The sequence below is a fragment of the Streptomyces sp. NPDC001828 genome, assembly GCF_042892175.1.
Taxonomy (GTDB): Bacteria; Actinomycetota; Actinomycetes; order Streptomycetales; family Streptomycetaceae; genus Streptomyces.
Map to the genome: position 1 here is coordinate 939,342 of NZ_JBIATV010000002.1, position 12,481 is coordinate 951,822.

A 12,481-nucleotide genomic window follows, 5' to 3' on the forward strand; every position below is an offset into this window, starting at 1 on the left:
GGAGATGGCCAAGCGCGAACGTGTCGTACGGATGTCGGTGGAACTGCCGCTGTGGCGGGCCCTGACCGGCTACCGGGTGCTCACCACGCTCTACGCCCTGGCGATCTTCGCCAGCGGCTACGAGAAGTTCGAGCGGCCCTGGGTCGGCATCGGGTACCTGGCGGTGCTCACGGTGTGGAACTTCGCGACGCTGCCCCGGGTGGCGAACGCGGCCGCCTGCACCAGGCGCTTCCTCGCCGCCGACCTCACCGTGGTGCTCACCGGCATCCTGCTGACCCCGCTCGCCGACATGGACGCCCAGCACGTCGACGGCCCGACGCTGCCGACCATAGCGACGGCCGGGGCCGTGCTCGCCTTCGCGATCAAGGGGGGCTGGCGCTGGGCCGCGTTCGCCTCCTCGCTCGTCGCCGTCGCCAACATCGTGGAGCGCGCCCACCCCACCCGGGACACCTTCCACAACGTCCTCCTGGTGTGGATCGCCTCCATCGCGATCGGCTACATCGTCGAGGTGGCCCGGGCCAGTGAGGCGACGCTGGCCCGCGCCCTGGAGATCGAGGCGGCCACCCGCGAGCGCGAGCGCCTGGCCCGTGACATCCACGACAGCGTGCTCCAGGTGCTGGCCATGGTGCAGCGCCGCGGCAGCGCGCTGGGCGGCGAGGCAGCGGAGCTGGGCCGGATGGCGGGCGAGCAGGAGGTCGCCCTGCGCACCCTGGTCTCCAGCGGTCTGGTGCCGCCCACCCGCGCTTCCGAGGACGTCGCCAACGGCGCCGTGGTGCGGGCGGTCGAGGTCGACGACGAGCCCGGCGACGCGGCGTCCGTGGACCTGCGCTCGCTCCTCGCGCGGCACGCCGGATCGAAGGTCTCCTTCGCGGAGCCGGGCGCCCCGGTGCCGCTCGCACCGGTCGCGGCCAGGGAGTTGGCGGCCGCTGTCAGTGCCGCCCTGGACAATGTCCGCAGGCACGCGGGGGATGCGGCCCAGGCCTGGATCCTGGTCGAGGACTGGGGTGACGAAGTGATCGTGACGGTACGGGACGACGGGCCCGGAATCCCGGCGGGCCGGCTCGACCAGGCCGAGGGGGAGGGGCGCCTGGGCGTCGCCCTCTCGATCCGGGGCCGGCTGCGCGACCTGGGAGGCACGGCGGAGCTGATCTCCGTGCCGGGCCAGGGCACGGAAGTTGAACTGAAGGTCCCACGGGGGAAGGCAGGACGGCACGGATGACGGAACAGCACACGGTGCGGGCGGACGCGACGGTCAGGGTGATGGTGGTCGACGACCACCCGATGTGGCGCGACGCGGTCGCCCGTGACCTGGAGGCCGCCGGCTTCGACGTGGTCGCCACCGCAGGCGACGGGCCGCAGGCGGTGCGCCGCGCCCAGGCGGCGGCGCCCGACGTCCTGGTCCTCGACCTCAACCTGCCGGGCCTGTCCGGCGCCCAGGTCTGCAAGGAACTGGTCGCCGCCCACCCGGCGTTGAGGGTGCTCGTCCTGTCCGCCTCGGGCGAGCACGCCGACGTCCTGGAGGCGGTGAAGTCCGGCGCGCTCGGCTACCTCCTCAAGTCGGCGAGCACCGAGGAGCTGACCGACGCGGTGCGCCGCACCGCCGTCGGCGACCCGGTGTTCACGCCGGGCCTGGCCGGCCTCGTCCTCGGCGAGTACCGCAGGCTGGCCAGGGATCCGGCGCCGGCCACGGCCGACGAGCCCAAGGCCCCGCAGCTCACCGAGCGCGAGACCGAGGTGCTGCGCCTGGTCGCCAAGGGCCTGAGCTACAAGCAGATCGCCGAGCGCCTGGTCATCTCGCACCGCACGGTGCAGAACCACGTGCAGAACACCCTGGGCAAGCTCCAGCTGCACAACAGGGTGGAGCTCGTGCGGTACGCGATCGAGCGCGGCCTCGACGACGCCTGAGCGAGCCATCCCCCGTACGGGTGAACGACGGCCCGCCAACTCCCGTACGGATCAAGGGAATTGACCTTCCGCCCCATCCCGGAGTGACGTACGTCACCACTAGCGTGGACCGCGTACGTCACTCCCAGGTGAAGGGACCATTCCATGCGGGTCGGAGTACTGACCGGAGGCGGTGACTGCCCCGGGCTCAACGCCGTCATCCGGGGCATCGTCCGCAAGGGTGTGCAGGAGTACGGATACGAGTTCACCGGGTTCAAGGACGGCTGGCGCGGGCCCCTGGAGGGCGACACCGTCAAGCTGGACATCCCGGCGGTGCGCGGCATCCTGCCGCGCGGCGGCACCATCCTCGGCTCCTCGCGCACCAACCCCCTCAAGGCGGAGCACGGGGTCCGCCGCATCAAGGAGAACCTCACCAAGTACGAGATCGAGGCCGTGATCGCGATCGGCGGCGAGGACACCCTGGGTGTCGCGGCCCGCCTCAGCGACGAGTACGGCATCAACTGCGTCGGCGTACCCAAGACGATCGACAACGACCTGTCCGCCACCGACTACACCTTCGGCTTCAACACCGCCGTCGGCATCGCGACCGAGGCCATCGACCGGCTCCACACCACGGCCGAGTCCCACATGCGCGTCCTGGTCGTCGAGGTCATGGGCCGGCACGCGGGCTGGATCGCCCTGCACTCGGGCCTGGCCGGCGGCGCCAACGTCATCCTCATCCCCGAGCAGCGCTTCGACGTCGACCAGGTCTGCGAGTGGGTCACCTCCCGCTTCAAGGCCTCGTACGCGCCGATCGTCTGCATCGCCGAGGGGGCCATGCCCAAGGACGGCGAGATGGTCCTCAAGGACGGCACGCTCGACTCCTTCGGGCACGTCCGGCTCTCCGGCGTGGGCGAGTGGCTGGCGAAGGAGATCGAGAAGCGCACCGGCAAGGAGGCCAGGACCACCGTCCTCGGCCATGTGCAGCGCGGCGGCACCCCGAGCGCGTTCGACCGGTGGCTCGCGACCCGTTTCGGCCTGCACGCCATCGAGGCGGTGCGCGACGGGGACTTCGGCAAGATGGTCGCGCTGCGCGGCACCGACATCGTGCGGGTGCCGATCTCGGAGGCCACCTCGAAGCTGAAGACCGTGGACCCCGCGCTCTACGCCGAGGTGGGCGTCTTCTTCGGCTGACTCGGGCCGGCCCCGGCCGGTCCGGCCGGGCGGGGCGGGGCTGTGGGCCGTATATTCGCGATATCCGGCCCATAGCCCTCATATCTGGCGCAAGCGCCAGAGAGCGCCCCGAAGGGGAGAGTCGTGGAAATCCTGGCATTCGGCGTGCAGGCCGACGAGAAGCCGCTGATCGAGAAGGCCTTCGAGGGCCGCCACGAGGTCCGCTGCCTGGACGTCTTCCTCACCGAGGACACCGCGCCGATCGCCGCCGGGTACGAAGTGATCTCCACCAGCGTCAACGCCAACCTCAACGCCCGGGTGCTCCAGAGCCTCGCCGTCGGCGGCACGCAGATGATCGCCCAGCGCTCCACCGGCTTCAACAACATCGACCTGGACGTGGCCGCCCGCCTGGGCCTCACCATCGCCCGCGTCTCCTACTACTCCCCGTACTCCGTCGCCGAATTCGCCTGGACCCTGGCGATGGCGGTGAACCGCCGCATCGTGCGGGCCTCCAACCGCACCCGCGACTTCGACTTCCGCCTGGACGGGCTGCTCGGCCGCGACCTGCGCGGCCGCACCGCCGGGGTGCTCGGCACCGGCAAGATCGGCGAGGCGTTCACCCGGATCGCCCACGGCTTCGGCATGAACCTCCTCGGCTGGGACGTGGCGCAGAACCCGTCCTGCGTCGAGCTCGGCATGAAGTACGTCGACAAGGACGAGCTCTTCGCGAGCGCCGACGTGATCAGCCTGCACGTGCCGCTGCTGCCCTCGACCCACCACATCATCGGGCGCGAGGAACTCGCCGCGATGAAGGACGACGCGATCCTGGTCAACTCCAGCCGGGGCGGGCTCGTCGACACGGACGCGCTGGTGGGCGAGCTGCGCAAGGGGCGCTTCGCCGGGGTCGGCCTGGACGTGTACGAGGCCGAGGCGGGCCTGTTCTTCCTCGACAAGTCCCTGGAGGCCGTCGAGGACGACACCCTGGCCCGCCTCGTGACGTTCCCCAACGTGGTGGTCACCTCGCACCAGGCGTACTACACCCAGGACGCGGTGGCCCAGATCGTCGAGGCGACGGTGGAGAACGTGGCGGCCTATGCCGAAGGCCGCCACACCGAGAACGTCCTGGTCCCCGCCGGGCGCTGAGCGGACGCCCCCTCAGCGGACCGCCGCGACCCCCGCGAGCAGGTCCCTGACGACCTCAGGGCCGCGCAGGGTCAGCACCGACTCCGGGTGGAACTGGATGCCCGCGTAGCCGGGGCCGCGCAGCGCGTGCACCTCGTGCGTCACCGGGTCGCGCGCCACCTCGACGCCGGGCAGCCCGCCCTCGCAGCGCGCCGCGAAGCTGTTGTAGAAGCCGACCGTCTCCTCGCGCCCGAACAGGTCGATCCGCACCTGGGCCCCCTGGTGGGGCTCGCGCTTGCGCACGATCTCCAGGCCGAGCTCCGCCGCGATCAGCTCGTGGCCCAGGCACACGCCGAGCAGCCCGTGCCGGTGCGAGCGCAGCAGCTCGGCCGCGAGCGGACGGAGCAGCCGCATCTTCGGGTCGGCCGCGTCCACGGGGTTGCCGGGCCCCGGCCCCAGGATCACCGGGCCCTCGTGGCCCAGCACCCGCTCGCGCAGCCCGGCGGCGTCGTAGCGAAGCACCGAGACATCGAGGCCGGCCGAGCGCAGCACGTGCGCGAGCATCGCCGTGAACGTGTCCTCCCCGTCCACCACCAGGGCCGATCCGGCGGGCTCGGCCGGCCGGTCCTGCATCCGCAGCCAGAACGGCGCGAGGTCGGCCCGCCGGGCGTCGAGGGCGGCCCGCACCCGGGGGTCGTCGGCGAGGCGCGGGCGTACGGACTCGGCGGCCGGGCGGGCCGGCCGCACCCCGAGCGCGGCCAGCACCCCGGCGGCCTTGGCGTGGGTCTCGGCGACCTCGCCGGCCGGGTCCGAGTGGCGGACCAGGGTGGCGCCGACCGGGACCCGAAGGTGCCCCTCGGCGGAGATGTCGGCGGTGCGGATCAGGATGGGGGAGTCCAGGGTCTGGGCGCCGCCCGCGTCCCGGCCGAGCAGCGCGAGCGCGCCCGCGTAGTAGCCGCGTCCGCCGTCCTCGTACCGCTCGATGACCCGGCACGCGTTCTGCACCGGCGAGCCGGTGACCGTCGCGGCGAACATCGTCTCCCTCAGAACCTCGCGCACGTCGAGGGAGGAGCGGCCCCTCAACTCGTACTCGGTGTGCGCGAGATGGGCCATCTCCTTCAGACGGGGGCCGATCACGACACCGCCCATGTCGCCGACCGTGCACATCATCTTGAGCTCCTCGTCGACGACCATGGAGAGCTCGTCGGTCTCCTTGCGGTCGGCGAGGAAGGTCAGCAGGTCCTCGGGGGTGGGGCCGCCGGCCGGATAGCGGTAGGTCCCGCTGATCGGGTTCATGACGACCGTGCCGCCGGACATCCGCACGTGCACCTCGGGACTCGCGCCGACCAGGGTCCGCCCGCCGGTCGCCCGCCGCCGCCCTTCCGAGGAAGGCCCTTCGGGCCCCTTCTCATTTCCGGTGTGCACCACGTACGTCCAGTACGCGCCCCGCTCGCCCGCCAGCAGGCGGCGGAAGAGGGCCAGCGCGTCGGCCCGTCCGAAGCCGGGGATCTCGCCGGTGAAGGTGCGCCGGATGACGAAGTTGGCGCCCTCGCCGCGGCCGATCTCGTCGTCGATCACCCGCCGCACGATCCCCGCGTACTCCTCGTCGTCGACGTCGAAGCCGCCGCCCTCGACCCGCACCTCGTGCGCGGGCAGCTCCGCGAGCACCTCGTCGAGCGGCAGCTCGTACGCCTCGGCCGCGACGAGGACCGAGAGCGGGGTGCCGTCGTCGCGGACGTCGAAGCCGCGCTCCCTGATCTGCCGGAACGGCACCAGGGCCAGCGTGGGCAGGTCCTGGACGGGCAGGTCGGCCAGGTGCTCGGCCTCGTGGACCTCGCCGATCAGAAGCTCGACGATGTCGTGGTCGTGGCCAGGGGTGCGCCTGCGCAGCAGCGCGAACGGCGGGCAGTTCTCGTCCAACAGCCTCTGGATGAGCACGAGTTGGGTTCCTTCCGGCGGTGAGCGGGAGGAACGGCCCGGGAAACACTGAAGGCCGCCCCTCGGGGCGGCCTTCGCGAGTCTGTGTAAGCGCAGAGATCAGCGGGCCGCCGGATGAGCGGTCCACCACCAGTTCTGGATCGAGTGCGCGAACATGCGGCGCACTCTACCCGATGGCACCGCCGGTGGCGGCGCCATCGGGAGGACGGCTAGCGGTTGGCCGGGGCGACCTGCTGGACGTCGGCCGCCTTCACCCAGGCGATCCGGTGGTTGTACCGGATCGGGTAGAAGGTCTGGGCGCCCTTGACCAGGGTGCCGAGCGTGGTGCCGCCGTAGTAGTAGTCGCCCGCGACCGGGCCGCCGGCGGCCACGTAGGCCTGGCCGGCCGGGATGCCGTACTTCGTCAGGGACGCGGAGTTGCTGCCCTGCACCGGCACCCCGGTGCCCGCGTACGCCGCGTCCTCGGGGTAGGAGCGCCCGTAGACCTGCACGGCCGCGGTGCCCTTGGCCTTCAGGACGACCGGGGCCGCCGAGCGCGCCACCACGGAGGTGTAGCGGCCGCCCGGGTTCTGGAACCAGGCCTTCTGGCCGCCGTACCAGATCGCCGTCCAGTCGCCCTGCTGGTCCGCGACGACGTACCGGCCGCCCGCCACGACCTTGTTGGCCCAGTTCGGGCCCTCGGTCGCGACCTGGGTGCCCAGGTAGGGGTCGCTCAGCGCGGCGGCGTCGGCCGACGGCGCGGCGTAGAGGTAGCCGAAGTTGACCGGCTCGTCGAAGGTCGTGCGGACCTTGGTCGCCGGGTCGTAGTACGTCGTCGTGCGCGGGGTGAACGGCGGGACGACCTTGACGACCTGCCCGGCCGCGGGGAGCCGGCCGCCTGCGCAGTCGTCGGCGCCGAGCAGGGACATGTAGTGGTTCCAGTCCCAGAACGGGCCCGGGTCCCAGTGCTGCCCGGCCACATAGCCGTCCAGCGGGCCCGGCACCTCGTCGTGGCCGATGATGTGCTCGCGGTCCAGCGGGATGGAGAACCGGTCGGCGAGGTACTTCACGAGCGTCGCGGACGCGTCGTAGAGCGGCTCGCCGTACCAGCTGCCGGTCTTCATGGCGAAGCCCACGTGCTCGACGCCGAGCGCGTGCATGTTCACCGTCTTGTTGCCCGCGTGGTACGACTCGTCCTTCGTCGCCACCACCTGGGTGACCAGGCTGCCGTCGTCCTTGACGATGTAGTGCGTGCTGGCCGAACTCTTCGGGTCCTGGAAGGTGTTGATCGACGCCTCGTAGGTCCCCTCCGTGTCGTGGATCACGATCTGCCGGATGTCGAAGCCGTTGTCCGGCCGGGTCGCCACGTTGTAGTTGTTCGGGTCGGCCGGCTTGTAGTCGCAGTTGAGCCCGGCCGGGCACTCGGGCGTCAGGGCCGTCGGGGAGGCGGCCGCCTTCGTGGACGGCTGGGCGGGCTTCACCCCGGGGTCGGCCGCGAGCGCGAGGTGCTGGCCATCGGTGGTGACCCGGCTCTCGCCCGAGCGCACCGAGTCGAAGACGCGCTCCGCGAAGGCGTCGGCGCCCTTGGTGTCGGGGGACTGGCTGTAGCGGGCCACCGCCGGGTACCAGGCGCCCGGGTCGGCCGGCAGCGAGCCGGTGGCCGCGCGCTGGTAGCGGGCGAGCAGCGCCGCGCCCGCCCGGATGCTCTGGCCGGAGTCGGTGCGCACCGCGTCCACCGGCTCGCCGATGAGCCGCGCGGCCTCGTCCAGGGTGTGCAGGCGCGGGTCGGCGGTGTCGACGGACGGCTCGGCGGCCGGCGCCTTCCTGGCGTCGAACCGCTTCATGACCGCCGGGTCGCCGCTCAGGTTGAGATGGGCCAGCCGGTCCTGGGCCGTGGGCCGCTCGACGTCGCCGGGCAGCACCCGGGTCAGACCCATGACGTTGTACGCGCCCGATGTGCTGGGCTCCCCGTCGTGGTCCTCCCAGAGCGTCTGGCGGTAGGAGACCGCCATCAGGACGCTCTGCGGAACCTTGAACTCCTGTGCCGCACGGGCGAACTGACCCTGCAGGGCCGAGCCGGCCGGGCCGCCCGCCGCCTTGTCGGCCGGAGCCGCGAGCGCCTGCGGGCCGAGCGCGGTCAGCGCGAGCGCGCCGGCCACTCCGTACCCGAGGAGCTTCCTCTTCGTGTGTTTCCGCTGCCTGCTGGTCACGCTCCGGCTCACGCCCACCCCTGGTCACCTTTGTCCGCAATTCAGTAACTGGCGCGAGATTAACAGGAGATGATCATGAACAGTCACGGTTGAGTCCTCCCGGACCGCAGGCCTGCCCTTACGGTCCTCGCGTCCGTGTCCGCGTGGCCGGTGTCTCATTTGGTGGTCGCTGGGGTGGACGGCTTGGCCGACCCCGTAATGTGGGTCCGGTGACCGTGAACGTAAACACCTGGCGTGACCTTCCCGCGGCGCAGCAGCCCGAGTACCCCGATGCCGAGGCTCTGCGCGATGTGATCGCGGACCTCGAGTCGTATCCGCCGCTCGTCTTCGCGGGCGAGTGCGACCAGCTGCGCGCCCGTCTGGGAGCCGTCGCCCAGGGCGAGGCGTTCCTGCTCCAGGGCGGCGACTGCGCCGAGGCCTTCGACGCCGTCTCGGCCGAGCACATCCGGGCCAAGCTCAAGACCCTCCTCCAGATGAGCGCCGTCCTCACCTACGCGGCCTCCGTGCCCGTGGTGAAGGTCGGCCGCATCGCCGGCCAGTACTCCAAGCCCCGCTCCAAGGGCACCGAGACCCGCGACGGCGTGACCCTGCCGACCTACCGCGGCGACTCCGTGAACGGCTTCGCCTTCACGGAGAAGGACCGCGTCCCGGACCCCGAGCGCCTGAAGCGGATGTACAACGCGTCCGCCTCCACGCTCAACCTGGTACGCGCCTTCACCACCGGTGGCTACGCCGACCTGCGCCAGGTGCACGCCTGGAACCAGGACTTCGTGAAGTCCTCGCCGTCCGGCCAGCGCTACGAGCAGCTCGCCCGCGAGATCGACAACGCGCTCAACTTCATGAAGGCCTGTGGCACCGACCCGGCCGAGTTCAAGGCCGTCGAGTTCTACGCCTCCCACGAGGCGCTGCTCCTCGACTACGAGTCGGCGCTGACCCGCACCGACTCGCGCACCGGCCAGCTCTACGACACCTCCGGCCACATGGTCTGGATCGGCGAGCGCACCCGGCAGCTGGACGGGGCGCACATCGAGTTCGCGTCCCGGATCCGCAACCCGATCGGCATCAAGCTCGGCCCGACGACCAGCGTGGACGAGGCGCTCACCTACGTGGACCGCCTCGACCCGGACCGCGAGCCGGGCCGGCTGACCTTCGTCGTCCGCATGGGCGCGGACAAGGTCAGGGACAAGCTGCCCGAGCTCGTCGAGAAGGTCACCGCCTCCGGTGCGGTCGTCGCCTGGGTCACCGACCCGATGCACGGCAACACCTTCGAGGCGGCCTCCGGCCACAAGACGCGCCGCTTCGACGACGTCCTGGACGAGGTCAAGGGCTTCTTCGAGGTCCACAAGGCGCTCGGCACCCACCCGGGCGGCATCCACGTCGAGCTCACCGGTGACGACGTCACCGAGTGCGTGGGCGGCGGCCACGAGATCTTCGTGGACGATCTGCACCAGCGCTACGAGACGGCCTGCGACCCCCGCCTGAACCGCAGCCAGTCCCTGGACCTGGCGTTCCTGGTCGCCGAGATGTACCGCGACCAGTAATTCCCGAAGACAGACAGTGGGGCGCGGATCCATGTGATCCGCGCCCCACTGGAGTACCGGGGCTGTCGCGCTCCCGGGGTGCCGGGTAAGGTTAGGGTTGCCTCACCGACGAAACGGGAACCGGTCGATCGGGACGGCATGTCCATCGGCCCCGTGTCGATCACCTCGGGAGGTGAACCGCGTGTACGTATGCAACTGCTTCGGTGTCACCGAGGAGCAGGTCAAGAAGCACGCGGAGGGCGGTGCCTGCACCCCCCGCCAGATAGCGTCCGCCTCCAAGGCCGGCACGGACTGCGGTTCCTGCGTGCGACGCATCCAGTCGCTGCTCGGACGCGGCGCCTGTCCCCGGCGCGAGCTGGTGGAGCAGGGCAAGCCCGCGCTCACCGCCGTCGCCCCGGAACCGGACTTCGCCACCGCCCTCGACGAGGCCGCCTGACGCCCGGGCCGGCCGCCGCGGTGGCCGACTGGCCCTCGGGCTGCCGCTAGCTCTCCGGCTGCTCGATGAGCTGCGCGATGTAGAGCGCCTCGCCGAGCTTCTCCACCAGCTCCAGCTGGGTGTCGAGATAGTCGATGTGGTGTTCCTCGTCGGCCAGGATCGACTCGAAGATGTTCGCCGAGGTGATGTCGCCCTTGGCGCGCATGACCTCGATACCGCGCTTGAGCCGGTCGATCGCCTCGACCTCGATCTGCCGGTCCGCCTGGAACATCTCGGTGACCGTCTGCCCGATGCGCACATGGAAGAGCCGCTGGAAGTTCGGCAGACCGTCCAGGAAGAGGATCCGGTCGGTCAGCACCTCCGCGTGCTTCATCTCGTCGATCGACTCGTGACGCGTGTACTTGGCCAGCTTCGTCCAGCCGAAGTTGGCCTGCATCGCGCTGTGCAGCCAGTACTGGTTGATCGCCGTCAGCTCGGCACTCAGCTGCTCATTCAGGAATTCGATGACCTCGGGGTCGCCCTGCATCGCAGAGGCTCCTTCCAAGCGGTAACTGGGCAGGTTTCGCGCATCCTCGCACCGTGATCAGAACCCGTCCAGTAAGTGCATGCTTAGTAGGAGTTGCCCGAATAGGGACGTCCCTGGTCAACACCACCCCCCGGGGTCTGTCACCATGGAGTCATGGGTCAGCCGGAGAGCCGGGAGCGGCAGGGAGCAGCGCAGACGGAGCTTCCGCCGGGGCAGCGCCTCCAGCGCGGCTGGCCGGTCACCCACTACGGTCCGGTGCCCAAGTTCAAGCCGGAACGCTGGGAGTTCCGGGTCTTCGGGGCCACCGCCGACGGCGAGAAGCACTGCTGGAACCACGAGGAGTTCTCGGCGCTGCCGTTCGAGACCGTGACCGCCGACCTGCACTGCGTCACCAAGTTCTCGATGCTCGGGGCCGAATGGGGCGGTGTGGGCGCCCGCACGATAGCCGGCATCGCACCGCCCGCCGCCGACGTCACCCATGTCATGGTGTGGGCCGAGTACGGCTTCAGTTCCAACCTGCGGCTCGCCGACTTCCTCTCCGATCGCACCCTGTTCGCCACCCACAACGGCGGCGACCTGCTCACCGCCGAGCACGGCTTCCCGCTGCGCCTGGTGGTGCCGCACCTGTACGCCTGGAAGGGCCCCAAGTGGGTCCGCGGCATCGAGTACATGACGGCCGACCGCCGGGGGTTCTGGGAGGAGCGGGGCTACCACAACATCGGCGACCCCTGGCGCGAGCAGCGCTACTCCTACCAGGAGCAGCCCGGGGACGGCCCCGAGCTCTGAGCTCCGCCCGCCGAAGTACCCCGCCTAGGCCCGCAGCGACTTCAGCCGGGCCACGTCGTTGGCGTGCCCCTCCTTGCCGCCCGGCGTCTCGATGACCAGCGGTACGCCCTCGGTCGCCGGATGCCCGAGCAGCTCGCGGAACGGCTCCTCGCCGATGTGTCCCGAGCCGATGTTCTCGTGGCGGTCCTTGTGCGCGCCGGCCACGTCCTTGGAGTCGTTGGCGTGGATCAGCTTCAGCCGGCCCTCGCCGACGGTGTCCACGAGGAGGTCGAGGGTCTGCTTCATCCCGCCGGGCCCGGCCAGATCGTGCCCGGCCGCGTAGATGTGGCAGGTGTCCAGGCAGACGCCCAGCTTGGGGTGGGCGTCCAGGGCGTCGAAGTACGGGCCGAAGTCCCAGGTGCGCGAGCACAGGGACGAGCCCTGCCCGGCGGTCGACTCCAGGAGCAGGAACGGGTCGTCGTCGTGGGTGAGTTCGTCGAGGAGCGGCAGCAGATGGGCCCGTACCTGCGCGAGCGCGTCGGCGCGCGGCCGCCCGCCGGTCGCCGAGCCGGTGTGCACGACCACGCCGAGCGCGCCGATCTCACGGCCCCGGCGCAGCGAGTGCCGCAGCGACTCCACCGACTTCTCCACCGTCGCCTCGGTGTGCGAGCCGAAGTTGATCAGGTACGGGGCGTGTACGTACGCCGGCATCGACGCCTCGGCGCACTCGGCCCGGAACCGCTCGTCCTGGGCCGGGTTCCCGGTGGGGGTGGCCCAGCCGCGCGGGTTCGCGGCGAAGACCTGCACGGTCTCGGCGCCGATCTCGCGCGCGTAGGACAGGCCGACCGAGGCGAGGCCGCCGGCCACGGGGACATGGCCGCCGATGGGGTTGCGCATGGGGTGACTA

12 protein-coding genes are annotated in these 12,481 nt (G+C 71.1%); 7 read left to right on the forward strand and 5 right to left on the reverse strand.

Annotated elements, in window-relative coordinates; translation table 11 throughout:
• The first annotated feature begins 4 nt into the window (after positions 1 to 4).
• The 4 genes from macS (at position 5) to ACFYZA_RS11190 (ending at position 4,200) form a co-directional block, all read left to right on the forward strand.
• Positions 5 to 1,219 carry a MacS family sensor histidine kinase gene (gene macS, locus ACFYZA_RS11175; RefSeq protein ID WP_382596497.1) on the forward strand — a complete coding sequence of 405 codons (1,215 nt, stop codon included), beginning with the start codon at positions 5 to 7 and terminating at the stop codon, positions 1,217 to 1,219.
• Positions 1,216 to 1,905 (forward strand): response regulator, encoded by a 690-nt coding sequence (locus ACFYZA_RS11180; RefSeq protein WP_388489318.1) that lies wholly within the window; start codon positions 1,216 to 1,218, stop codon positions 1,903 to 1,905. Before macS ends, ACFYZA_RS11180 begins: the two co-directional genes overlap by 4 nt.
• Before the next feature lie 144 nt (positions 1,906 to 2,049).
• Positions 2,050 to 3,078 carry a 6-phosphofructokinase gene (locus ACFYZA_RS11185; RefSeq protein WP_388489321.1) on the forward strand — a complete coding sequence of 343 codons (1,029 nt, stop codon included), beginning with the start codon at positions 2,050 to 2,052 and terminating at the stop codon, positions 3,076 to 3,078.
• A gap of 123 nt (positions 3,079 to 3,201) precedes the next feature.
• Entirely contained in the window at positions 3,202 to 4,200 is a 999-nt protein-coding gene (locus ACFYZA_RS11190) for a 2-hydroxyacid dehydrogenase (protein WP_388489324.1), read from the forward strand.
• Between the two features lie 12 nt (positions 4,201 to 4,212).
• On the opposite strand, the gene ACFYZA_RS11195 is transcribed toward ACFYZA_RS11190, so the two are convergent.
• The 3 genes from ACFYZA_RS11195 to ACFYZA_RS11205 form a co-directional block, all read right to left on the reverse strand.
• A complete protein-coding gene (locus ACFYZA_RS11195; RefSeq protein ID WP_388489326.1) occupies positions 4,213 to 6,117 on the reverse strand; it encodes an anthranilate synthase family protein in 1,905 nt (634 codons plus the stop codon).
• Positions 6,118 to 6,216: 99 nt separating this feature from the next.
• Positions 6,217 to 6,315, reverse strand: coding sequence for a trp operon leader peptide (locus ACFYZA_RS11200; RefSeq protein ID WP_100574620.1), 99 nt, complete (start codon positions 6,313 to 6,315; stop codon positions 6,217 to 6,219).
• A gap of 11 nt (positions 6,316 to 6,326) precedes the next feature.
• Positions 6,327 to 8,318: an N-acetylmuramoyl-L-alanine amidase gene (locus tag ACFYZA_RS11205; protein ID WP_388489328.1), complete on the reverse strand. Its 1,992-nt coding sequence runs from the start codon at positions 8,316 to 8,318 to the stop codon at positions 6,327 to 6,329.
• A gap of 188 nt (positions 8,319 to 8,506) precedes the next feature.
• On the opposite strand from ACFYZA_RS11205, the gene ACFYZA_RS11210 reads away from it, so the two are divergent.
• Both ACFYZA_RS11210 and ACFYZA_RS11215 read left to right on the forward strand, forming a co-directional pair.
• Entirely contained in the window at positions 8,507 to 9,847 is a 1,341-nt protein-coding gene (locus ACFYZA_RS11210; RefSeq protein WP_382596478.1) for a class II 3-deoxy-7-phosphoheptulonate synthase, read from the forward strand.
• Between the two features lie 172 nt (positions 9,848 to 10,019).
• Positions 10,020 to 10,283 (forward strand): bacterioferritin-associated ferredoxin, encoded by a 264-nt coding sequence (locus ACFYZA_RS11215; RefSeq protein WP_382596475.1) that lies wholly within the window; start codon positions 10,020 to 10,022, stop codon positions 10,281 to 10,283.
• 46 nt (positions 10,284 to 10,329) lie between these two features.
• Here ACFYZA_RS11215 and bfr read toward each other — a convergent pair whose 3' ends face one another.
• Entirely contained in the window at positions 10,330 to 10,809 is a 480-nt protein-coding gene (gene bfr, locus ACFYZA_RS11220) for a bacterioferritin (RefSeq protein ID WP_161258098.1), read from the reverse strand.
• A 153-nt stretch (positions 10,810 to 10,962) separates the two neighbouring features.
• Between bfr and ACFYZA_RS11225 the strand changes: the two genes are divergently transcribed.
• Entirely contained in the window at positions 10,963 to 11,595 is a 633-nt protein-coding gene (locus ACFYZA_RS11225) for a sulfite oxidase-like oxidoreductase (protein WP_382596471.1), read from the forward strand.
• Between the two features lie 24 nt (positions 11,596 to 11,619).
• Here ACFYZA_RS11225 and ACFYZA_RS11230 read toward each other — a convergent pair whose 3' ends face one another.
• Positions 11,620 to 12,471, reverse strand: coding sequence for a deoxyribonuclease IV (locus ACFYZA_RS11230; RefSeq protein WP_382596468.1), 852 nt, complete (start codon positions 12,469 to 12,471; stop codon positions 11,620 to 11,622).
• Positions 12,472 to 12,481 lie beyond the last annotated feature (10 nt).